Raw genomic sequence first — 22,882 nt, forward strand, 5'->3', positions numbered from 1 at the left:
CCTCGCGTTACTGGAGTTCTGGCAAATCTTTGAAGAGGGCCAGCGCATCGGGGTTGGCCAGAGCATCGACGTTTTTCACGGTTTTACCATGAACCACATCGCGCACCGCCAACTCGACAATCTTGCCGCTGATCGTGCGTGGAATTTCTGCCACCGCGATAATTTTTGCCGGTACATGGCGCGGCGTGGTTTCCTGACGAATGGTATTGCGGATGGTATTGCGCAGGGAGTCGTCCAGCGTGCAGCCTTCACGCAGCACTACAAATAGTACAACTCGCACATCGCCTTGATATTGTTGCCCGATGCAGATGCTGTCGACAACGTCGGCAACCTTTTCAACTTGGCGGTAAATTTCCGCGGTACCAATGCGCACGCCGCCGGGGTTGAGCACGGCGTCGGAGCGGCCGTGAATAATCATGCCGCCGTGTTCGGTGATCTCGCCGTAATCTCCGTGGGCCCAGACATTGGGGTAGGTGTCGAAGTAGGCCGCGCGGTATTTGGCATTGTCGGGGTCATTCCAAAACCCGATGGGGGCGCTGGGGAAGGGGCGAGTGCAGACCATTTCGCCCTTTTCACCGACAACGGCGTTGCCATCATCGTCCCAAACCTCTACTGCCATACCCAAGCCGAGACACTGAATCTCACCCTCATAGACGGGAAGGCAGGGATTGCCGAGAACAAAGCAAGACAGGATGTCCGTGCCGCCGGAAATCGATGACAGGCAAATATCCGGTTTAATGTGCCGGTACACATAGCGAAAGCTCTCGTCGGACAATGGCGAACCGGTTGATAACACGGCTTTTAAAGCACTGAGTTGATGGCTTTCAGCGGGCTTTACCCCGGCTTTTTGTAGCGCTTCGATGTACTTGGCGCTGGTGCCAAAAATAGAAATGCCTTCCTCGTCGGCCATGTCCATCAGCGATTGCGGCTGTGGGTAAAAGGGAGAGCCGTCGTATAGAACAAGGGTCGCTTCGCAAGCGAGGCCGCTTACCAGCCAGTTCCACATCATCCAGCCACAGGTGGAAAAGTAAAACAGCGTGTCCTCACTGCCCAGATCAGTGTGTAAGCGGTGCTCCTTCATGTGCTGAATGAGGCTGCCGCCGGCGCTGTGGACGATGCACTTCGGTACCCCAGTGGTGCCCGACGAATACATGATGTAAAGCGGGTGGTCGAAGGGCAGCTGCTCGAACTCAATATCGTTCGGCGAATACGCGGCGAGTGTCTCCGCCCACAATGTTGCCCCTTCGGGCAGCGATATTTCCTCGGCGGTGCGGCTGACAGGAACAATGATCAGCGTCTCTATGCTGCTGATCTGCGCCTTGATCTGCGACACGCGGGGTAAGCTGTCGAGGGTTTTTCCGCCGTAGAAATAGCCGTCGCAGGCAAACAGTACTTTGGGTTGGATTTGGCCAAAGCGATCCATCACGCCATTAATGCCAAAGTCCGGGGAACACGATGACCAGACTGCGCCAATACTGGCGCTCGCCAGCATGGCGATGACGGTTTCGCTGATATTAGGCATAAAGCCGGCAACGCGGTCGCCGCGACCAACACCGGCATTGCGCAGCGCCTGGGCTAACTGGCTGACTTGTTGGTAGAGGCCGGCGTAGCTGATCGTCTCGCGCCGGCCGTTCTCCAGCCGGGAAATCAGCGCGGTTTTATCACTGCGGTTACGCAGCAAGTTTTCAGCGAAATTCAGGCGAGCATCGGGAAACCATCGCGCACCGGGAAATTGGTTCCCGTCTACCAGAACCTGGTCGCTCGTTTGTGAGGCGCGAATATCGCAAAAGTCCCACACCGATTGCCAAAAAGCCTCGGGGGACTCCACCGACCAGCGGTGCAGGTCGGCGTAGTTGTCGAACTGGCGTTGCTGCTCTCGGTCGAGCTGCTGCAAGAATTGGCTCAATTGGCTGCGCTGAATGCGCGCCGCCGAAGGTTCCCAAAGACAGTTTTTCATTATTCGATGTCTCTATAGCTGGAGCGAGTGATAGGGTAATTGACGTAGACTGCCTTGTTGAGATATTTTTATCAAATTGATAATAATTATTAATTAATAATATTTTCTTATGAATGTAAGTGTAAAACAGTTGCGCGCCTTCGTCGCTGTGGCCGAGACAGGCAGCTTCGCGCAGGCATGCGAACAATTGAATATATCGCAACCGGCGCTGAGCATGGCGGTGAAGAACCTCGAGGATGAAGTGGGTGGAAGCCTGTTTCTGCGCTCGACCCGGTCGCTGAGTTTAAGCCCCGAGGGCAGTGCATTTTTGCCAACCGCTCAGCGCCTGCTGCGGGACTGGTCCGATGCCTTTACCGACTTGCAGCGTTTGTATAGCTTACAACAGGGCAAGTTGACCATCGCGGCAATGCCCTCGTTTGCCAGCACACGCCTGCCTGCTGTGTTGGCGACCTACCGGCAGAAGTTCCCCAATATTGATATCGCGGTGCGCGATATTGTGATGGAAGAGCTTATTGAAGCGGTACGCGCTGGCCGTGTTGAACTTGGCGTGGCCTTTGAGCCAGACGATAGCGAAGGGCTGGAATTTGAAGCGCTTTTCACCGACCGCTTTGTGGCGGTATTCCCAGAGGCACACCCCTTACTGACGCGCAGTCGTCTGCGGATAAAAGACCTGCTCGGCGATACGGTGATTACCCTGAACAGGGGCTCCAGCACCCGCCGCTGGACCGAAGATGCCTTTGCCAGGGAGTCACTTTCGCCCCCGGCGATCTTTGAGGCGTTCCAGCTCACTACCGTGGGTGCAATGGTGGCCGCTGGTCTGGGGGTGGCGCTAGTACCCGCGTTGTGTGAGGAGCAGATGCATCAATTGGGCGCCTGCTGTAAGCCGATAAGCGGGCGATGCATCGAGCGCAGAGTGGGTATTATCAGGCGCCGACGACAGCAGCTGTCATCCGCGGCAGTGGCAATGCGAGCGTTATTGATGGAGAGCTAGGGGCTTGCCGAGGTCGGTGATGTTAGCAGCGCTACCTTCCCCCGCGGGGATACCCTAAAATACGGCCGCGACCCAGTGACAACTAGGGTGATAGCTGGGGTGATGACAACAATAGAGGGGAAGGACGGATGCTCGGTTTTTTACCGCCTGTGGTAAAGGGATTTCTCGCTGCGTGCCTGTTGGCCATGAATACCGTTGTACTGGCGCCGTTTTTGATGGCGGTATCGCTACTTCGCTTTCTTGTGCCGCTAGTGGGCTTTCAACGCCGCTGCACGGCGGCGGCAGTGTGGATCGCCGAATTGTGGATCGCGATCAACTCTCAGTGGATGCGCTTAACCCAGCGCATGCAGTGGGAAGTGGATGGTATTGAACAACTCGATAAGGACCAGTGGTATCTGGTGACCTCTAATCATCAGTCCTGGGCCGATATCTTTATTCTTCAGCATTTGCTGAATCGAAAAATTCCAATGCTCAAGTTCTTTCTGAAGCAGGAGCTCATCTGGGTGCCGGTAATAGGCTTGTGCTGGTGGGCGTTGGACTTCCCGTTTATGAAACGCTACAGCAAGGAATACCTGGAGAAGCACCCAGAAAAGCGTGGCCAAGACTTTGAAAGCACCCGCCGCGCCTGTGAGAAGTTTGAGCATTTACCCGTGTCGGTCTTCAATTTCCTGGAAGGTACGCGCTATACCCCTGCCAAACATGACGCGCAGCAGTCCCCTTATAAATGGCTGCTAAAACCCAAGGCAGGTGGCATCGGCTTTGTTGTGGGAGCAATGGGCTCAAGTGTCAAAACCTTGGTCGATATTACCATTGCTTATCCCGGCCATACACAGCCGTCCTTTGGCGACTTCCTTTGCGGACGGGTGGATAACGTTAAGGTTCGCGTGCAGAAACGAGAGATTCCCAGCGAATTTTTGGGTCGTAGCTACAGCGACGATGAGGACTTCCGCTATGAGTTCCAGCAATGGGTTAGCGCACTGTGGAAGGAAAAAGACCAATTGATGGAAGAGCTGCACCGATGACTCTCTGAGGTGAAAAGACCCATGGCCAATAACAATAAAATAGGGGCAGGCAGAATATGAAATTCGACTATGTAAAAACACGGCGCGAGGATGTGGCCAGTATTCCAGAGAGCTGGTCCGGCGCAATAAAGACCGTTATGCGTCACTACACCCGTTTCAATGTCTGGGTGTATAAGAAAAGTGGCGGGAGGTTGATGAAAAACTTTCCCGGCGGTTATCCCATTTGTCTCGTTGGTATGACGGGCAAAAAAACGGGTAAAGCCAGAGAGATCGCACTGATCCATCTGCCGCTGGGTGACAAGAAGCTACTGGTCGCCTCCCAAGGAGGCATGGCATCGCACCCTTTGTGGTATCACAATATCAAGGCGAACCCTGCGATTACGATTCAAGTTGGGCGCGAGCGACTCGCCTACACGGCGCGAGAAGTGGACGCTGATACCAAGCGGGAACTCTGGCCTCACTTAGTTAGCTTATATCCCGATTTCGATGAATACCAGGCGCGAACTGACCGAGATATCCCCGTGTTTTGTTGCGAGCCGACAGCGCCATAAACGGCGCAATGGTAGGGGCTGCTTTACGCCCCTGATCTGTTGTTGCTAAGCCGCCTTCTTCAGCTTTTTCTTGAGTTTGGCGAGTTTGCCTTCGTGCTTGGCGATTTTCGATTTACGCTGCTTGATGGCTTTTTTCAGGCTGGTGATTTTCTTTTTCGCTTTCTTCGACATGATGTCTTCCTCTGCATAAATGTCACTGGGTATGGTGGGAAAAACGGCGTGCCCACCGATGCTAACGAGTAACAGTATAGTCGAGTATATTCAGGCTACTGGTGTGTGCGCACGATTCGATGCGCAGGGTTTTAGTGGGGCAGTTTAACGCCGTGGCTAAGCAGCCACTCCTCGTCAAGCTTCCAGATAACGCGGCTGATGCCCTCCTGAGCCATAACCTGCTCTCTGGCGTAGGCTTGCAGGTCGGCCAAGGTTTGCTGAGCCTCAAAAAAACGCTCTTCGCTGACAGAGACGTTCTGCAAAGAAGGGTCAATAACCTTAATGATGACGGGCACTGGCACATCTGCTGAGCGAGGTGACGTCATTACCGCGACGCCATTTTTTACCGCTAAAACGCGAAAGCGGTAGGGGTAGCTATTGAGTTTGGCGTCTTGCTTCAACACCGCATTCAATGCGCGAACCTCTGAGGGCTCGTAAAAGATATTTACCATTACGGTGAGGGCGAGCGCGGCGCTAAAAAACGCGTAAATCTTCATGCCTCGTGACATAGACAATCTCTTCAGCGGCAAGTGAGTAAACGCGCACTTTAGCGCATTTTCGCCGGAAGTATCTTGATGCGGCTCAACACAGAGTGGGTTAAGGGCTTCGGCGTTTGCGAAAAACAGATTTCAGTAAACCTTGGAGTGCTCGCCAGCGAGTAATCATCAGCGCGAGGAATATCATCAGGCAGCCTAGCAATTGCGTTGCACTAAGGCGCTCCATAAACCATGCCGCCGCGATCAGCGCCGTCCACACAGGCTCAAGCACCATGATAATAACGCCGTTGCTATACGGCGACAGGCTCTGTGCGTAGGTTTGCAGGTAAAAGCGCAGCGCCGTGCCAACGGTTGCGGAGAGCGTGACCCATAACCAGACCATCGGTTGCCCGGCCAATACGCTGATGTGCCAGGTCTCGAGTAGTGTTGAGAGTAGTCCGGTAACCGCCGCGACGGTGGTCAATACCAAGGTCGTTAGTGCCAATACCGGCACCTTTGGAACGTGTTGAGCGTGTCCGTGTTTATCGGCGCGTGACATCGGATTGGCCGCGCGCGTGTTCAAATTGAAATACAGCGCAAATAGCGCCGCGGCGCAGAGTAATAGCAGTTGCGATAACTCTAGCCGCAATTGCTGATTCAGAGAAAGGAGGGCGAGCCCAACACAGGCAACTGGCAGCGCGACCCAGGTGCTGCGCGGAACCGACTCCTTGAATAACAGCGCCGCAATGACCGGCACTAGAATGACGCCCAAACTGACGATGAACGCCGCTTCACCGACGTGGTTGGAGGCCGCGAGCCCTTCGACCCATAGGCTCATGGCTATGCCAAAGACCACCCCGACCTTCACGCAGCGAATAAAGTGCGCGCGGCTGAGAACCCGCAACTCCGCTCTTGCCACCATCGCCAGAATGACGGCGGCGATAAGGAAGCGTGCCGACATGAACAGCAGCGGCGGCATGATAGCGACGGCTTCCTTGGAGAAGATCCAGCTGATGGCTGCCAACAGCGTAACGATGATGAAAATGGCATCTGCGGGCAGCTTGTTGGATGCATTGGCCGTATTTTCAATCATTGGAACGTCCTAATAGAGGTTTGCTCGGGTGGATAGCACGCTGTTAGCAGGCGCTCATCGCTGCTTAGACGAAATGGCCTTTCACGCTTTGCGTCGATACGACCCTGTTCGCGTTGTAGGTTGCTTCGCAAAATGCGAATCAAGCCAGATTTATCCGCGCTTGGCTAGCATTTTGCCGGACGTTTCGGGTTCAACGCCCGTGGTAATGGCCTTTAGCGCCAATTTTCAATCAGGAAAAGGTTGGCCTGGTTTTTGCTGAGTAAACGGACCAGTCATTTATTAGTGGTGTTTCAGGGCAAGGGCATGAAATCAGCAAGCAGTTTTCGGCGTAATCTCAGTTGGCTGGCAACCGGCGAACTGATGGTTCGCGTGTCGCGATTGATCACGACACTCATCCTGGCTCGCTGCTTGAGTTTGCAGGACTACGGACTCGCAGCGCTCGCGCTAGCGACCGCGGAGATTGTGAGAATTCTTGCTGCCAATGGCATTGGCAATCTAATCGTCAAAGCCGAGGAGCACAAACTGGGGCGGGTTTCGCAGACGGTGTTTTGGCTTAACCTGTCTATCGGCATTGTGATGTTTGCGCTGCAGTTTTTCCTCGCCCCCCTTATCGCCGACCTTTACCAATCTCCCGTTTTGGCCTCGCTGTTACAGGCGCTGGCTTTTAGTCACTTAATTTACCCCTTTGCGATGGTTCAATTTAACCTCTTGCAGCGTGATAGCCGGATGAAGGAAGCGGGTCTGATTATGGGGGCCACGGTGACAATGGATAACTTGATCAGTGCCGCACTGGCGCTGAGCGGATTCGGTGTCTGGTCGGTCATTTGGCCGAAGTTATTCGCCGCTGTGGTGTGGGTAGTGGTGATTAATCGGCGCATCCGCTGGGTGCCGAAGCTGCAATTTTCATTGCAGGAACTGGTGACCGCGCGACGCTATTCCGGAGGGGTATTGCTCGCAGAGTGCTTAAAAAACGGCCGCGGTCAATTTGACTTATTTATCCTCGGCCGCCTGTTACCAGCTGACCTGTTTGGGCTTTATGCCTTTGCGCGCAATGCCGGTCTGGGAATAAGTCTGTCGCTGACAAACAGCTTTAATACTGCCTTGCTGCCGAAACTGTGTGATACCCGTCGCGAGGGTGGTGCACTGGAACTGAGTTATTACTCAAGTTTAAAAACGGCGATGCGACTCATCGCGCCAGTGATTCTTTGCCAGGCACTATTGGCGCCGTTATACGTGCCGTTACTGTTCGGCGAGAAATGGGCGCCAGCCAGTGTGCTTGTTGCGCTTTTGTGTCTGTCGGCGGTTCCGCGAATGGTGTTTGAGTCTGCCAGTATGTATTTTCGTGCGGCTGACAACTTACGCGGTGAAAATCACATTGCCGTGGCCTTCACCGCGCTGTTTTGTGCGGTGATCGCGGCGTCGAGTTTTCTGGGAGCGCAAGCCGTCGCCCTGGCAATGATTATTTGCTATCTCGGCGGCGCGTGGGCGGTACTCGTGATGATACACCGCGCACCTCGCGGTGTTATTCGCGCGCCCTTATCTGCCGCATAGCGCCACTGCGCTCGGCGTGCTTACCCCTTTTTATTTTCCCCTGATGATCGTCGCTTTAGTCGGCAAGCTGCCTTGCAAAATGCGAATAGCTTTGCAGTAGCGGTAAAGCTATTTAGCGATAATTTTTAAAAAATATAATAAAAACATAAAGTTAATTTATTTTTTTGTTTGGCATAGCGGTTGCAATTTCCCTGGAAAGCGAACACCAACGGGGTAATTGATATGCAAGCAATAAAGAATCAGGTCTCCAGTGCCTACCTAATTTTTATTTCCAGCCTGTTCATGCCCGCCGGGTTATCTCTGCGGAAATTTCTACGCAGTGGTTATAAGCGTAGCTACGACATTGTATTAAGTGGCGGATTGCTATTGCTGCTGTCACCGCTACTCGTCGTCACAGCGGCGGCCATTCTTTTTGAAAGCCGCGGCCCAATTTTCTTCCGTCAGCAGCGTGTCGGAAAGAATGGCGAGCAGTTTTCAATTTATAAGTTTCGGTCGATGTGTACTGACAGAGCACTGCATAGACAAGTGGAATCAATGTCAGGTGACCGGGATGGTATCTGCAAGAAATTCGTAAACGACCCTCGCGTGACACGGGTAGGGCAGTTTATTCGCAAATACTCAATCGATGAGTTACCGCAGCTGATTAATGTACTGCGCGGCGAAATGTCGATGATCGGCCCGCGCCCGGCACTGCCTGCAGAAGTGGCTCAATACAGCGAGTATCAGCGCGGACGTTTGAAGGCATTACCTGGAATTTCAGGCCTATGGCAGGTGTCTGGCCGAGCGGATTTGAATTTTGATCAGCAGGTGGAGCTGGATCTGCAGTATATCCGCCAACAAAGCCTGGCCACTGATTTGCGAATAGCGTTGAAAACAGTACCTGCGGTGTTGTCGGGAAGCGGGGCGTATTGAAGAGCGGGCCGTCGGGTATCTGCCCGGCACTGCCAGTAATAGCGAATGAGGAACCAGCGATGAAAAATAATCACTCAGCACACCGCGATCAGCCCTTAGTGAGCGTTGTTATTCCAATGTATAACGCAGCGGCCTATCTTCGCGAATGTATTGACTCTGTTATTGCGCAGAGCTATCCACACCTGGAGATAATTGCGGTGGATGACGGGTCTCCGGACAACGGTGCCGACATCGTGCGGGGCTACCAGGACTCGCGCATTGTGGTTATTCAGCAAGAAAACAGGGGCTTGGCCGGTGCGCGCAATACCGGTATTCGCCACGCGCACGGCGCATTTATTGCCCTGCTAGACGCTGACGACAGTTGGCATTCAACGAAAATTGCCAGGCACGTAGATCATCTCCTGTCCGACCCTGAAATCGGTGTTAGCTACAGTGCATCGCGGTTTATGAACGAAGCCAGTGTCGATATGGGGATCGGCCAGTACCCGAAAACAACGGGCGTCACGGCAGTCGATATATTTTGTAGAAACCCGGTGGGCAATGGCTCTGCGCCCGTCTTCCGCGCAGGCGTATTTAAGGACATCGCCTTCACGAACGCCGCTGTTGGCCATCGCGACCCGCAATTCTTCGATGAATCCTTTAGACAGTCCGAGGATGTGGAATGCTGGTTACGGATTGCGCTCTCGACGTCGTGGCGATTCGAGGGGCTGGCGGAGGCCTTAACGAACTACCGCGTAAATGGAGACGGCTTATCGGCGAACTGGGTCAAGCAATTGGCCGCCTGGGAGCGCAATGTCGACAAAAATCGCGCACTGTCGCCATCATTTTTTAACGACCATGAAGGCTTGGCGCGTGCCTACCAGTATCGCTACCTTTGCCGGCGTGCCATTCAATCGAGAGATGCGAAGAATGCGGCGCTGTTATTGGTGAAATCACTGCGCAGTGACTGGACGATCTCGCTTAGGGATCCTTTAAAAACGGTGCTAACGGCCGGGTGCGCATCGCTGTTGCTGATTCTTCCCACTCGCGGATACGACACCGTTGAGCGACTGATTATGTCGTCAATGCCGTCATAGGTGCGCCTACAAATGGAGTCCTTAACAAAGCTTGTTGTTAGGCGCGCCCCGCATTATCGGCGGTGGCTCGCTTTGCCCTCCTTGTGGCCACTGACATTGAGCCTGGCGATTTTATTCTCGGTACTGATGCTGTCGAATACCCTGGGCGTGTCGCCAGAGGCGCTCATAGATGGCCGCACCGGCAGCAGAGGCCAAGCGGATTGGTACGATGGTTTGCTGGCGAAACTCAGTACCATAGTCTTGGGTATGAGTGCCGCCATATTGCTATTTGCCGTGTATCTACGGCGGCAGGATGAGCGCTTCCATTGTCGCAGTAGCGCCAGCTTTTGGTTTGCAAGTTATACCCTGTTATTGCTTTTGCATGATTTATTCTCTGCGCCGATGACAACCGACAGTATTCTGGTTGATGTTATCCGAGCCTGTTTCCAAGCGACGTTGGGTTTGTTAGCACTTCTTCTACTTTGGCTGTTTCGTGGGGTTGTCGGCCGGTCGCGACGCTATGCACTGACTGCGGCGATGTGCTGGGGTATTTCCGTTAGCGTTGATGTACTGATCGACAGTGGTATCAGCAATGGTGTTGCGCTATTGCAGCTAGAGGAGGGTGCGAAACTGCTGGGTATTTTTTTCTGGGGTCAGTTCTGTGTAGAGCTTTCCAGCCGCAGTATTCGCGAGCCGGCACATATTGGCCGTCGTACTCCACCGCCTCTGGATGACCACTATGAATAAACCACGCTTAATCTTCACGTTGGCCCTTAACGGTTATCACTTGCGCTATCGGCAGTGCATTGCTGCTCAGCGGCGATACGCCGAGCGTGTCGGCGCGGAGTACCTAGCCGTTACCAAGCCAAGTGTGCACTCGCTGTGCAATGAGGTGGCCTGGCTAAAGTTGTACTTGATTCGAGACGCATTGCATTGCGGCTACGCCGAGGTCATGTTTATAGATGCCGATGCGCAGCCGCGTGCAGACGCCCCTGACTTTAGCGAGGCTATGTCCGTCGGAAAATCGATATTTGCGGCGAACGGGTATTCGGGGCGTATTAATTCTGGGGTGTTGGTATTTCGCGCTGGGCCCGAATCACTGGCGTTTCTAAACCGTGTAATCGCCGCAATGACAATGACACTGCCAGAAGAGGATGAGGTGGGCTGGGGCGAAAACGGGCACATTATTCATTTCCTGAAAACGGAGAGCCGGTTTCAGCGTATCTCGTCGCGCTGGAATAATAATTATTGCCCGCAGATGGATGACTATATTCGCCACTACAGCGCTGGCCCGCTGCGCGATATGTTCAAGCCGCGATTAAGCGAAGTCATTGGCTTTTATGGCTATCGTATAATCATGCGATTGTTACGCAGTATCGCAAAGGCTGAACCGGGCGGCTCTCCCTCGCAGCAGCTGGAAGCGTTGTGCAAAGCTGTCCGCAAAAACCTTCCCCACAACAGTGCGCTGTCGACAGCCACTTCCCGGATTACGCCGCACATTTATTGCGAAAATAGTTTGCCCCACAAAAAGTAACGCCGTGGCTAAATAGCGCCCGCCAATGGACGGTGCAGGCTAGCGCTTCAGTAGCAAGGCAAGTTCCCATTTCAATTTCCGTTTTGGTAGTAGCCAGCAACGTTTGTCACGTAGTAAGGCCCGCGCTTTATCATATTCGCCGGCCTGTATGTTTAGCTGCGCGATGTGAAGAATATGGTTAGCGGTTAGCCGTAGCATTGCCTTGCTTCGCGGATCGTTGCTTGCCTCGGCTGTGGCTCGCAGGCGCAGGCTGAATGGGCACTCCTGATCGGGGGGATTACTAATACACGCACGATTGTCGGCATCCTGTCGGTAGAGTGCTTTGTATGACCGGGAAAAGGCCATTGGGTATTTATAGGCGATTCTCACCCAAAGGTCCTGATCTTCTCCCATTGGCTCGTGCAAAGGAAATGCACCAATCTCCTCGAATACGGATTTTGGAATGCAGCAGCTCGACGGGGTAATGGGTAGCTCGCCCCGACTGGCGACTTCGAAAAAATCATAGCTGAACTGGCTGTGATTTTTTGTGCTCGCTGGAAAGCGCGGATGGATGGGGCGCTCTGTTCCGCTGTTTTCGTAATAGTGGGAGTAGGCCGTTGAGTAGGCGCCGCATTCGGGGAATAGGTGAATAAGCGCCTCGATTTCTTGTATTAACCCGGGTTTCCATAGGTCATCGGCGTCCAGAAACAACAGGTAGTCGGCGGTTGCTGCACTGATGGCAGTATTTCGAGCGGCGGAAACACCGGCGTTCTCTTGTTCGATAAGGCGAATACGCGAGTCCGATGTCGCCATGCTGCGAACTTTCTCCGGGCCATCGTCGCTGGAGCCGTCATCGACAACAATAATTTCCAAGTTGTCGTAGTTCTGCGCCTGTATGGAACGCAGCGCATCGCCAATGTGTGCAGCCTTGTTGTACAAGGGAATAAGAACGGAAAACCGAGGTTGTTTGTCTGTGCTGCTGTCAACATTTGAGGTCGTCATGGCTAGTGAGTCCAGTTACTGAGGGCCATTTTTTCCGCGTCGGCAAGGGGCAAACGGGGCGGGACATAGTCGCCCCGATGTATCGTCGCTATTGCGGTACTTAGCGAGTCTTTGTCGACATGCCGACTATCAATGGCAAAGTCAGTCGATTGCTGAATATCGCGGCACCAATTTTCGCATTTGCGGTGATAGTTCAGGGAAATACACGGGGTATTGCTGAGGTAGGCAAAGACCGCCGCATGGAGTCGCATCGCCACGATCATTGATAGCTTGCTGATTTCCCTAACGGCCTCATAGGGGGTTGGGTTGTAGGGAATAATCTTGCAGGGCGTCTCGCCAAGTCGCGCGCATAAATCACGGTGTACTTGTTGATCTCCTAATGTGGGGTGCCCATTGAAGTCGATCAAGCGTATCTCCGCGCCGGTTTCGCGATGATGTTGAATCAAGGCGTCGGCGAGTATCTGGTTGCGCACATGTTCAGCGTTCTCATCGCCGGTGAGCCGTTCGACGGGACAAAGGGCAACGCCGATAGCGTTGTCGCGCTCGGGCATTAGCGCCTGCTGGAACGCGGGCTGGCTGATCATACTAGGGGCCAGGTCGAAGGTCAGTGCGGTATTGGCGTTGGGAGCGATACTGCGGGCGATATCGAGACTGGTTTTGTCTCTCAGCCCGGTAAAGGTGCAGGCATTTAGGAATGTTGCGCAGGCTTTTTCTGCCGCTACGTCATTGAATGGGCCCAGGCCGACGCCTGCTGCACAATGCTGGTTGCTGGTAGCGAGTTTTAAATAGTGGGTTTTTTGCGCAATATCTTTTGCGGTATGGAAGACAGATCCGCCGCCGATGATAATGTGCTCGCTGCGCGCCGCGGCCCAATACTTGAGCAGCCGGTCCTGGCCTTTGAAGCGTTGCTTTTTTGCCTGCACGGCGCTTAGCTGCAGTTGCTGCAAGGCCTCACTGCCGCTGGCGCCAGTGGCGGCAATATGCCGGCTGTGATATCGACGGCGCGCGCCCTCGGCAGCGGCGGCCATGAGCATATCATCGCCGGTATTTTGCATGCCGTAATAGCCGATTAGCAGGGTGTCGAAGGCAGCCATTTTCTTGGTTCCTAATCAGTGATGCGTTGCCGAAGAACGCTGGCGGAGAATACTTTGTGCGATGGTGTCATTGCGAAAGGCGATGCCGATTAACACCAGCGCCGGCCAAAACAGATACGCAAGAATTTCCAGGTTTTCACCAAAGCTGAACATAATGAGTATTAGCATACAGGCTAAGCCCGCGCGAGATACGCAGCACCGCTGGGCCTGCATGAGTAACAGTAATAGGGTGACAAGCATGGGAATCAGCAACGCCAGAAAGCCAACGGCGCCCTTGACGAATAGTAGGCCGTACCAGCTGTGGTGGGAGCCAATAGGCATATATTCCACCAGGTGAGGCCCTCTTTCTACAACGCCGTGTCCCCAAACAGGCGCTTCATCTCGCCAGCGCTGTATTGCAATTCTTGCCAGCGCCGAGCGGACTCGGCTCGAGCCTGCGCGGGCAGCTTTGAATTCCGCAATGGAGCTTTCAGCGAAGGCCATGAGTTGGGTGGCTACAACGGCCACTGCTGATATGCCCACACCGCCAGTTAGCCACAGTGCCGGTGAGTTGAGGCGGGAAATGAAAAAGACCGCTGGCGATACGAAAAGCATTGCAACCAGTCCGGCGCGAGACTGGCACATAAGCACCATCGCGACACTGCCGATAATGCCGATCCAGCGCCAGCGGATATTTTTTTCCTGCAGTGCAAAGACTAAGTAGAAATTGGCCAGTAGGCCGGCAGCCGGTGCCCAGGGGGTGAAAAAGCGCCAGCGGGGGCCGAGGGATTCGGGGTTAATGCCATAGAGCTGGAACTCGAAGAACTCCGGGCCGGGGCCACCAATTGCTTTGAGTGGCGAAATATAGATAGTGCCCGGAATGGGGGTATACGCGGCGATAACAAATAGCGGAATTAACAACAGCGTATGCAGGCAAATAACGCAGCAGGCGCGATAAACCAGCTCTGCACGGATAGGTAAGGTGGCGCCAATTAGTATGAAAATGGCCAGTAGTGCCCAGCCCTTTGCCCAGCCGATCGTGGACTTGATCATCGCGGGCAGGCCGAGATAGAAATCCAAATGCCCCATAATCAAGGCCACTTCCATCACCAGCATGGCGACCACCCACAGTATAACCACGGGGTGCGGTTCAACTTGAATCGATCTGGCGCGCATCGGCGCAGGTAGCCACAGGTTGTAGGCCCAGTAGCCGAGCAGAATCCAACCGAGCACCGGCGCAATAATGTATACCGCGCCGAGGGCGTAAAAGGGATAGGTAAGAATTAGAGCGTACCAAATCCACTTTTCGATAATATTTTCTGGAGCAATTGCTTGCGTTTCCACAGAAGAAATAATCCGAATAAAGCCATGCCGCTACCCAGCACACCGCCAATAATGGCCAGTAATTTATTGGGTGACGCCGGTTGGCTGGGAAGAGAAGGGGCTGCAAGTACCTGAATTAGCGGGTAGGACGCAAAGATATCGGTTTTGCTGGTATCGATCTGCGTGATCGCCGAGGTATAAACCGCTTCGGCTATTTGATAGTCGCGCTCGAGGTTCTCAAGGATCGCTGCTTCTTCAGCGTAGCGCTTTAAGTTCAGACCATGCTTAGTGATAGCACTTGAGAGCTGTTGAATTTTGCCAATGAGGCCTTCAATTTTGGCGAAGGACACCAGCAAATCTTGAAAGAGAGCGCTCTGTTTGCCGGCATCATTCATGCTGATCAGCTTGATGGTGCCCATGTCGTTGTGGCCGACCAATTCTAAGCTGCGCTGTTGCAGGGCTTTGAGCGTGTTGTCTTGTCTCGCGCTTTCTTTTACCACCTGAGGGTGAGCCTGTCCCCACTTTGAGCGATACACCGCCAGCGTTGTTGTCGCGTTTTGATAATTTTCTAAATGCTCCCGAAACTGTTGGTCGGCATTCAGGATAAACGCGCTCGCTGCCAGCTGCGGAGTAATGCCTAAGTTGCGAGAAAGTTGGTCGACGTAATTGCTGACTCGGTCGCGCTCGGCCTCGGCTCGTACTTGCTCTTCTTTCAAACGCTCTAGGCGCAGGCTGAGCTCTTCATACTGACGACCAGACACATATTCAGAGCTTTGCTTGTGCAATACCAAGGCGCGTTGCGCGGCTTCCAATCGCTCTTTATAGCTTTTTAGCGCTTGCGCAATACCTGCCTCGCGGCGGTCGAGCTCATCAGCGCGGAGGATTTCTATTCGGGTGTTAAACGCCGAAATTAGCGCCTGTGCCTGGTCCTGTGCGAGGCGGGGAGAGCCCGCTTTGGTTGCCACTTGGATAATGGTGGTCTCGTCTACGAGCTTTACCACAGGCTTGCGAAAATCCGCGTAGTCGATATTCAGGGCTTTCGCCGCGCCACCAATCACGCTGGTGCTCAGCAGGATTTCCTTGTAATTCACTCTCGGGTTAACACCCCTGGTGCCAAACGGTGAGCTACTACTGCTGCTGGCCTCACCGATGCTTTCCAAATTAACTTTGGTGGATACTGCCTTGCCCGGCAGCATAAACGCGAATTTACTGACGTACTGGGGCGCCGAGGCAATGTAGAGAAATACCATTCCCCAAATCATTGCAAAGGAGATCACCCCCACCACGATGTATCGCGTCCAGCGCGGTTTGTCAGCGGGCGCCTTGTAGAGTTGCAGCTCTTGATTTGGCTGTATCGTCGGTGTCATGTCACTTCTCAGCCGCGCAGATCAAAAGAGTGAAAAGGGAGTGGCGACGTCGACAATCGCTCTGGCGATATCACGCCAATTCCCTATTGTAGAGTCATAGCAGCTAACGGTGTCGTTGGGTAGTAAATAGGGATTGATATCGTCGGAATCTGGATTGCGCAGCAGTTCTTCGACATTGCGTTTCATAATTTCGCTCTCGCCACTGATGGGGTTAGTGCCCACCAACACGACGTAGCGTGAGGCATTGGTGAATTGCGTGCCGCCACTGCAGTTGCCCGATACCACAGCCTGGTGTAGCCGCGTGCCGTAGGGCATGCTGCTGCTGTATTTCCCTACGGCGGCAGAGGCGTTGTTGCTTGCTGGATTGGTCAAATTTGAAATGAACACCCGTATTCCCTTTGGCGTGATTTGACTCGGGCGAATCAGCTCGGCTTGCATGCAGCCTGCTGAGGGAACGATCACTTGATCGCCTGCAATCAACGGCACGTCGTGGGTGTGCTGGCCCGAAAATATCCCTGCGAGATTGATTTCTTGCTGCCAGCCGTCGCGAATCAGCAAAACTTTGTCTACACGCGCGTCAGGGCGTGCACCCGCTGCTGCGCGTATGGCTTCACTGAGATAGCGTTTGGTGGGGTAGTCGCCGCTGATGCGAATTTTACTGTCGTCGGTCTGCGCGGGAATCAGGTCGTTGATGAGTACGCGGCCAGGCTCAAATACCGCGCCTGACACCGAAACCATAATGGGGGCCCACTGAAGCGGGCGCACACTGATGTGAAGGGTGTGGGCGAGAAACATCTGTTGGGCAACCAGCATGATGCGCAGGCGGTTCTCCACTTCTTCGGTGTCCAGTCCAACCACCTGCACCGGGGCGAGGTAGGGAAGCTCAATATTGCCATCGTGGTTAACCAAGTACTCGCCGCTGAACTCCTCCCCTTCATGGATGCGAATTTCGATTCTGTCGCCCGGTGACAGTGGCAGCAAGCGCCGGCCTTGGCTGTTTAACGATCGCGGGGTACCGGGATTTCGCCACTGCTGCGCTAAGGGTTCATCGACACGATAGTCCGCACTGTTCAGCGCCATGCCGCTGCCATCGGTCGAGCAGGTATTCACCGCCATGCGACTGCTAAACTCGTGGCGTTGTTCCACCTCTGGCGTGTCGCGCTCAGGCAGGCTTGTCGAAATATCCGGCATCGACGCACAGGCCGCCAGTGTTAATGCGACACTGGCGAGGACGGCGCGGCGGTAGCGTCGCGGCGTGAAAAGGCGGTGTGCAGATAGGGTCCATTTGGCAATGTTCATAGCGCTTTCCTGCTGCTGATTGGGTTGATCTCACTGCTATTGTGAGACGGCATATCTTGAATATTGCAGGGGGCGTGCCAGCTGGCGTGAATAAAAATATGCTTTGAAAACAGTAGGATAGTGTTTTTTGTCGACGGCGGGAAATTGCAAAATGCAAATCGTGCCTTGCGTTTGCATTTTGCGAATCATATTGCTGGAGGGTGCGCCACCGCAGTGGCGGTATACGATGTGGTGCGATCCTTAGCTCTAGCTGGCCTGCCGCAGCCTGAGTAGAAACAGAGGGTTGCCAATGATGTAGCGCTTCCACATCCGGCCCGGTTCTTGTAGTAGCCGCCAGATCCATTCCATACCCAGCTCACGCAGCCACAGGGGCGCCCGGGATACCTTCTCGGCATAGAAGTCGAATAAGCCGCCAACGGCGATGACGACTGGGCTATTCAGTTGCTCCCGGTGGGCGATAATCCACTGTTCCTGGAGGGGTTGACCCATGCCGACCAGCAGCACGTCCGCCCCGCTATCGTTAATTTTATCGACGATGTCCTGGCAGTGCTGTTTGTCGAAATAGCCGTGCTGTGTGCCGGCGCTTCGCAAGTGTGGCTGTTGCTTCAACATTGCCTGCATCGCGGCATCGGCAATTCCGTCTTCACCGCCGAGCATGAACAGGCGCTGGCCGCGTTGGGCGAGTTGCTCGCACAGCAAAGGCAGCATATCGGTGCCGTTTACATTGCCCTTACGGCGAATACCGTTGCGCCGACAGGCCATTTCGATACCGCTGCCATCGGGCAGCATATAGTCTGCTTGATTCAGTTGTGATCGCAGTTCGCTGTTGTTGTAGGCGAGATTTAAGGTGTGGGCGTTCGCGAAGAAAACTGTCGCACGATGTCGATGTGTCACGTGCTTATTAATCACCGAAAGTGCGTTTTCCATTGAGATGTTGGCGATGTTTACGCCAAAAATCGTAAAACTGTCGACGTCTTTCAGAGTTTTGCCGCCGCTGTACAACAGGCCTGCTAGCAGCGATTTGCCGATGATGGCAGCGTCTGTTTTGAATCCCTGCTTGTCGGCGTATTCGAGATTGCAGGCCTCTTCGTCGATAAAGTCGATACCAGAAATTCGTCGCAGTTCGAACAGTGAAAACATACCTGGATTCAGGGTTTCGGTACCCGCTGCAGCGGGCTCTTGCTCGGTGCGCGCTCGGTAACCGACCAGTGCCAGCTCGCCTTTAATGACGTTTAGGAGCAACGGCAGGCGACTGAGGTTTGCCTGATCGTGCAGCAGTAGGGCGGGCACGCCATCACCGGCAGCGCTGTGCAAGGTAACGCGGTCAACGATTTTTTTGCCTTTAATCAGGCGAAACAGAGTATGAGCGAAAAGCCACGGAGCGAAGGCTAACGCGGCTGCCACTGCCAATATACGGTCTGTTTTTTTTACACAGCGTAGCTGGGCGTTGAGCGATTTGTTGTAAACGGTGTGATGGCGCATGCTGGCATCCTCTCGGCTGTTTAGAGCTAAAGGGGCAATGCCTGTGCCAGACGCGTAAAATTATTTTAAGTCTATGATTTATAAGTGCTTGTCAAAGGATTAGGTGGGTTTTTAACGGCGCAGAGAGTGGTTCGATAGCCAGCATGATTTGCATTTTGCAATGCAACTGGCTTGCCGGTGATGCTAAGCCGCACTGCGAGAAACATTAGGCTTAGAATGACCGCGCTTCTAACTCAGCGACCGCATGATTGAGGGCCTCTTTGCCCGACGAGAATTTCTCGCCGGATACCGAAAGTAGCTCCATAAGAAGCTGGGTATTTTCAGCATCGCAGCATTTTTCGATCTGCAAACAATAGTCCTGCAACGACGTTGCGCCGCAATAACCAAGATTACTTTTCGCGGAGTGCACGGCGTCGCGAAGCCCGGCGAGTGCTGGTTGATCGACGGAGTCCGCAATCGCTGCAGTCAGAGACTGCAACTTATCAAGCTGCTCCACGACCATTTTTAAAATAATGAGCGCGGTCTCTAACCCTGTATCGACAACGAGTTGTTCAAGGATCGTGGTGTCTATCTCCGCGGCATACAGGGCTGCAGTGAGTGTTGCGGTGTTGCCCACGTCATCTTGGGAGCTGGACGCAGCGGTTTGTTCAACAGGCAGCCAGGACTCAAGTGTGTTCAGCAATTCATCGCGGTTTACCGGTTTAGACAGGAAACCATCCATGCCCGCGTCTTCACAGCGCTTTACATCGGTATCGAAGGCATTGGCGGTCATTGCGATAATTGGGGTGTTGCGCTCTTTACCGGGCAATTGGCGGATGTGTCGGGTTGCCTCTAAACCGTCCATTTCAGGCATGCGCAAATCCATTAGCACCAAGTCGTAGCGGCCACTGGTTACGGCCATTAATGCCTCAATGCCGTTGGCGACGATGTCGACTTGATAGCCGGCGCGCAACAACAGAGTCTTCGCGACTAACTGGTTTGCTTCGTTATCCTCTGCGAGTAGGAGCTTGTGCCGGCTTGGGTTTATTTCGTCGGTGGTGTGTTCATCGGCGGGCTCCGATTCGGCGTCGCCGTCGAGAATGGCAAGGAGCTGGCTCGGCCGAAAGGGGCGATACATCATATGTTGGAAGCCGGCCTTGCTACTGTGTTGCAAGAGTTCCGCCGAAAAATTGCGGTTGTACAGCACCACTTGTTGAATGGGGATCTGCTGCGCCATCAATAACGTGCTCAATTTTTCCGGTGTGGCAAAGCAGCGCATGTCCACGATCAGTATGTCGCGTGCAGATAATTTCGGAAGGTTCTCTAAGGCACGAATTGCGATGGCTTCTATGCCCAGCCAGTCCGCTTGTTGCAGTATGCTGGCAAGCAGTGTTTTGTTGTCGCTCCGCAAAAACAGCCTGCCTGGTGCGCGTTTTGGCTTTGCCAGGCTGGGAAGGCTAGTGCTACTTGCATTGACCGGTATCTCAACGCGGAACCGGCAGCCTTCGCCTTTTTTGCTCGTCAGCGAGATTCTGCCGTCGAGCAATTCAGTCAGTTTTTTACATATGACTAAGCCAAGGCCCGTGCCGCCGTGAACGGCGCTGTCACTATTATCTACTTGAGAGAATTCATTAAATAACTTCTCTTGATCCTCTTCTGAAATCCCAACCCCAGAGTCGCGCACTTCAAGTACCAGTCCGAGTCGGCCGTCAGCCAGTTTTTCATCGGTTTGAGAGATTTTTAGATTTACGCCGCCAGAGTCAGTGAACTTAATCGCGTTATCGAGAAGGTTGGTGACGATACGCCGTACAAAGCTCAGGTCACTGATTACCGTTTTCGGTATGCGGGGGTCGATGCAGGCGGAGATCTCGATATCTTTATTTACCGCGCGAATGGTTGATACCTCCATCACGCGCTCACATTGCTCTAATAAACTGAACTTGCTGGAGTGAATTTCTTGTTGCCCGGACTCGATTTTTGAAAAGTCCAGCACGTCTTCTATGACGCTTAATAAACTATTGCCTGCCGCAAGTGAGGTCTCTGCCAGCATGCGTTGCTCGGTGGATAAATCGCCTTCAAGCAGCAGGTCCATACAGCCAATAACGGCGTTCAGGGGCGAGCGAATCTCGTGGCTCATATGCGCGAGAAAGCTGGATTTAGCCTTACTGCTTGCGACTGCGGTTTCCCTTGCCTGAGTAAGCGCTTTTTCCCGCTCGATGCGCGTTGTAATGTCTCGAATGGTTGCGGTAAAGAAGGTTTGCCCTTCGAATTCGGCAGTGGGAACAACGGTTAGCTCGCAGGGGAAGAGGCTGCCATCTCGCCGGATAGCTTCTACTTCTATCCGCGTATTCAGAACAGGCCCCTGCCGGGTCTTATTGAAGTTGGCCATGCCCTCGTTGTGAGATTTTCTCATGCCGTGGGGAATGACGATGTCCGCCACATGTTTACCGACCACCTCTTCCCGGGTGTAGCCAAAGAGTTGTTCCGCAGAGCTGCCAAATTCATGGATGACGCTCTTGTCATCAATGGTAATGATGGCGTCGAGGCTGGACTCGTACAGTGAGCGGGAGATGATTTCCAGGTGCTTTTGCTGGCGTTGAATACGACTCAGCCCCAATCGATCGGGGTAGATCGTCAGTAGAAAACGCCCCGCCGGCTCATCAGAGGCCGTAAGGTGGAGGATAAGCGGCTCGCCATCCATGGTTGCGGCAAAGCTTTGCGATGCGACGCCAGCCGCCGCCCCGGATTTGAGTGAATGCAGCGCAGCACTGGGCAGGCGGTCACGTAGTTTGTCTCCCGGACTGACTGACGCGAGAGACCGAAGTGTATCGATAGGGCCGCGGTGCAGAATGCGGGTAATGGTGCCCTCGTGGTCGATCTCAAATTCAGCCCAGCTTTCAATACTTCTGCTGCCAGCCTGCGGCTGCTTTGAGGGACGATCGTCAGTCATAAGCATTTACGTAGTCGCGAAAGGTAATCTGAGTATTTGATATCTGGTCGGCGCAGTCAATTTCCGCCTGGCTGGCCATATTGCTGAGTTGCAGAACAGTTTGCATTTTGCAAAGCAATATAGGATGTTGGTGATAAAAATTGTCGCTGTTCTGGCTGTCGTTCGCCGCAAAGCAGGCTAACAACATGATAGTTATAACAAAGTTGCTGTTGTAAGTACTTGGTGCCGATATTGCGTGGTCATGGAAGAAAATTATTTTCGCCACCGCAGCGCAGAGGTAAAAAATGATGGCCCGACCGCAAAGCCACTCACTAGTGACACGCAAAGTCTTGGTCGCCGATGATAGCTTGCCCGGCTTATTGGCAGTAAAGGCCATGCTTGAGGCTGAGGGCATCATCTGCGATACCGCCAATGATGGAAGCAGCGCACTGGCAAAAGCGCAACACGAGCGTTACGACGCACTGTTGTTAGACGAGCACATGCCGGGGCTGCAGGGGTCGGCGATATGCGTTGCGCTGCGAGGGGAGTCGGGCCCTAACCAGCATGCCATGATTATTTCGCTCAGCGGCGAACAAGGGAGCGGGCACCGCGCGGTAATGGACGCAGCGGGCTTTGACGCGATGTTGGCGAAGCCGGTCAGTAAGCTGGCGCTGGTGTCCGTACTGAGCGAATCGGGCGACAGTGAGTCATCCATCAAGGGCGATGACATAGCCGGCTTCGGCGGTGACGAAGCGTTGCTCGATGTAGCAGTGCATCGCGATATGCAGGAACAGTTCGACCCGGCTACAGTTGCGCGTTTGTTTGGGCTGTTTATTGACGAATTATCAGTATTGTCGGCGCGTTTAAGTACCGCTATCGATCATAATTCAGAGACTGAAGTAATGGCCGTGGCGCATATTCTAAAAAACTCGGCGGAGTTGTACGGCGCCAAGCACCTGTCGTGTCTGGCCCGCTATATCAATGAAGCGCCACCAAGTGGCCGAGAGCAAATCATCGAACTTGCCGAACAGTTGCTGGCGGTGTGTCATGAAACACGTCAGAAAGTTCAGGTAGAGCTGCTGTAGTCGTGTTATTTT

At 53.8% G+C, this 22,882-nt stretch carries 20 protein-coding genes; 9 read left to right on the top strand and 11 right to left on the bottom strand.

Annotated elements, in window-relative coordinates; all coding sequences use genetic code 11:
• Positions 1 to 7 precede the first annotated feature (7 nt).
• On the bottom strand, positions 8 to 1,957 hold the full coding sequence (locus HNR64_RS03830; RefSeq protein WP_204995223.1) for an acetoacetate--CoA ligase: 1,950 nt from the start codon (positions 1,955 to 1,957) through the stop codon (positions 8 to 10).
• 109 nt (positions 1,958 to 2,066) lie between these two features.
• On the opposite strand from HNR64_RS03830, the gene HNR64_RS03835 reads away from it, so the two are divergent.
• The 3 genes from HNR64_RS03835 (at position 2,067) to HNR64_RS03845 (ending at position 4,521) form a co-directional block, all read left to right on the top strand.
• Positions 2,067 to 2,948 carry a LysR family transcriptional regulator gene (locus tag HNR64_RS03835; RefSeq protein WP_204995224.1) on the top strand — a complete coding sequence of 294 codons (882 nt, stop codon included), beginning with the start codon at positions 2,067 to 2,069 and terminating at the stop codon, positions 2,946 to 2,948.
• A 128-nt stretch (positions 2,949 to 3,076) separates the two neighbouring features.
• Positions 3,077 to 3,970 carry an acyltransferase gene (locus HNR64_RS03840; RefSeq protein WP_204995225.1) on the top strand — a complete coding sequence of 298 codons (894 nt, stop codon included), beginning with the start codon at positions 3,077 to 3,079 and terminating at the stop codon, positions 3,968 to 3,970.
• A 56-nt stretch (positions 3,971 to 4,026) separates the two neighbouring features.
• Positions 4,027 to 4,521 (top strand): nitroreductase family deazaflavin-dependent oxidoreductase, encoded by a 495-nt coding sequence (locus HNR64_RS03845; RefSeq protein WP_204995226.1) that lies wholly within the window; start codon positions 4,027 to 4,029, stop codon positions 4,519 to 4,521.
• A gap of 45 nt (positions 4,522 to 4,566) precedes the next feature.
• Here HNR64_RS03845 and HNR64_RS17310 read toward each other — a convergent pair whose 3' ends face one another.
• The 3 genes from HNR64_RS17310 to HNR64_RS03855 form a co-directional block, all read right to left on the bottom strand.
• Entirely contained in the window at positions 4,567 to 4,692 is a 126-nt protein-coding gene (locus tag HNR64_RS17310; RefSeq protein ID WP_275587302.1) for a hypothetical protein, read from the bottom strand.
• A 131-nt stretch (positions 4,693 to 4,823) separates the two neighbouring features.
• Positions 4,824 to 5,240, bottom strand: coding sequence for a hypothetical protein (locus tag HNR64_RS03850; RefSeq protein ID WP_204995227.1), 417 nt, complete (start codon positions 5,238 to 5,240; stop codon positions 4,824 to 4,826).
• A gap of 88 nt (positions 5,241 to 5,328) precedes the next feature.
• Positions 5,329 to 6,300, bottom strand: coding sequence for a DMT family transporter (locus HNR64_RS03855; RefSeq protein WP_204995228.1), 972 nt, complete (start codon positions 6,298 to 6,300; stop codon positions 5,329 to 5,331).
• Positions 6,301 to 6,603: 303 nt separating this feature from the next.
• Here HNR64_RS03855 and HNR64_RS03860 point away from each other — a divergent pair, with 303 nt between their 5' ends.
• The 5 genes from HNR64_RS03860 to HNR64_RS03880 all read left to right on the top strand — a co-directional run bounded on the left by HNR64_RS03860 (position 6,604) and on the right by HNR64_RS03880 (position 11,352).
• A complete protein-coding gene (locus HNR64_RS03860) occupies positions 6,604 to 7,851 on the top strand; it encodes an oligosaccharide flippase family protein (RefSeq protein ID WP_204995229.1) in 1,248 nt (415 codons plus the stop codon).
• A 222-nt stretch (positions 7,852 to 8,073) separates the two neighbouring features.
• Complete coding sequence (locus HNR64_RS03865) at positions 8,074 to 8,763, top strand: sugar transferase (protein WP_204995230.1); 690 nt, start codon at positions 8,074 to 8,076, stop codon at positions 8,761 to 8,763.
• A gap of 59 nt (positions 8,764 to 8,822) precedes the next feature.
• Entirely contained in the window at positions 8,823 to 9,839 is a 1,017-nt protein-coding gene (locus HNR64_RS03870; protein ID WP_204995231.1) for a glycosyltransferase family 2 protein, read from the top strand.
• A 72-nt stretch (positions 9,840 to 9,911) separates the two neighbouring features.
• On the top strand, positions 9,912 to 10,565 hold the full coding sequence (locus tag HNR64_RS03875) for a hypothetical protein (protein ID WP_204995232.1): 654 nt from the start codon (positions 9,912 to 9,914) through the stop codon (positions 10,563 to 10,565).
• On the top strand, positions 10,558 to 11,352 hold the full coding sequence (locus HNR64_RS03880; protein ID WP_204995233.1) for a glycosyltransferase family protein: 795 nt from the start codon (positions 10,558 to 10,560) through the stop codon (positions 11,350 to 11,352). Before HNR64_RS03875 ends, HNR64_RS03880 begins: the two co-directional genes overlap by 8 nt.
• A 39-nt stretch (positions 11,353 to 11,391) precedes the next feature.
• On the opposite strand, the gene HNR64_RS03885 is transcribed toward HNR64_RS03880, so the two are convergent.
• The 7 genes from HNR64_RS03885 to HNR64_RS03915 form a co-directional block, all read right to left on the bottom strand.
• Positions 11,392 to 12,333: a glycosyltransferase family 2 protein gene (locus HNR64_RS03885; protein ID WP_204995234.1), complete on the bottom strand. Its 942-nt coding sequence runs from the start codon at positions 12,331 to 12,333 to the stop codon at positions 11,392 to 11,394.
• A gap of 2 nt (positions 12,334 to 12,335) precedes the next feature.
• Positions 12,336 to 13,427, bottom strand: a complete 1,092-nt coding sequence (locus HNR64_RS03890; RefSeq protein ID WP_204995235.1) for a polysaccharide pyruvyl transferase family protein — start codon at positions 13,425 to 13,427, stop codon at positions 12,336 to 12,338.
• Positions 13,428 to 13,442: 15 nt separating this feature from the next.
• A complete protein-coding gene (locus HNR64_RS03895) occupies positions 13,443 to 14,750 on the bottom strand; it encodes an O-antigen ligase family protein (protein ID WP_204995236.1) in 1,308 nt (435 codons plus the stop codon).
• Positions 14,690 to 16,096 (bottom strand): GumC family protein, encoded by a 1,407-nt coding sequence (locus HNR64_RS03900; RefSeq protein ID WP_204995237.1) that lies wholly within the window; start codon positions 16,094 to 16,096, stop codon positions 14,690 to 14,692. The genes HNR64_RS03895 and HNR64_RS03900 overlap by 61 nt, the downstream gene beginning before the upstream one ends.
• Positions 16,097 to 16,117: 21 nt before the next feature.
• Positions 16,118 to 17,395, bottom strand: a complete 1,278-nt coding sequence (locus HNR64_RS03905; protein WP_204995238.1) for a polysaccharide biosynthesis/export family protein — start codon at positions 17,393 to 17,395, stop codon at positions 16,118 to 16,120.
• 246 nt (positions 17,396 to 17,641) lie between these two features.
• The gene (locus HNR64_RS03910) at positions 17,642 to 18,877 is read right to left on the bottom strand and encodes a WecB/TagA/CpsF family glycosyltransferase (RefSeq protein ID WP_204995239.1); all 1,236 of its coding nucleotides are present in this window, start codon (positions 18,875 to 18,877) and stop codon (positions 17,642 to 17,644) included.
• A 211-nt stretch (positions 18,878 to 19,088) separates the two neighbouring features.
• Positions 19,089 to 21,806, bottom strand: a complete 2,718-nt coding sequence (locus HNR64_RS03915) for a response regulator (protein ID WP_204995240.1) — start codon at positions 21,804 to 21,806, stop codon at positions 19,089 to 19,091.
• A gap of 314 nt (positions 21,807 to 22,120) precedes the next feature.
• Here HNR64_RS03915 and HNR64_RS03920 point away from each other — a divergent pair, with 314 nt between their 5' ends.
• On the top strand, positions 22,121 to 22,870 hold the full coding sequence (locus HNR64_RS03920) for a response regulator (protein ID WP_204995241.1): 750 nt from the start codon (positions 22,121 to 22,123) through the stop codon (positions 22,868 to 22,870).
• Positions 22,871 to 22,882 lie beyond the last annotated feature (12 nt).

Origin of the sequence: Spongiibacter marinus (genome assembly GCF_016906995.1) — a bacterium.
In the GTDB taxonomy this organism is placed as follows: domain Bacteria; phylum Pseudomonadota; class Gammaproteobacteria; order Pseudomonadales; family Spongiibacteraceae; genus Spongiibacter; species Spongiibacter marinus.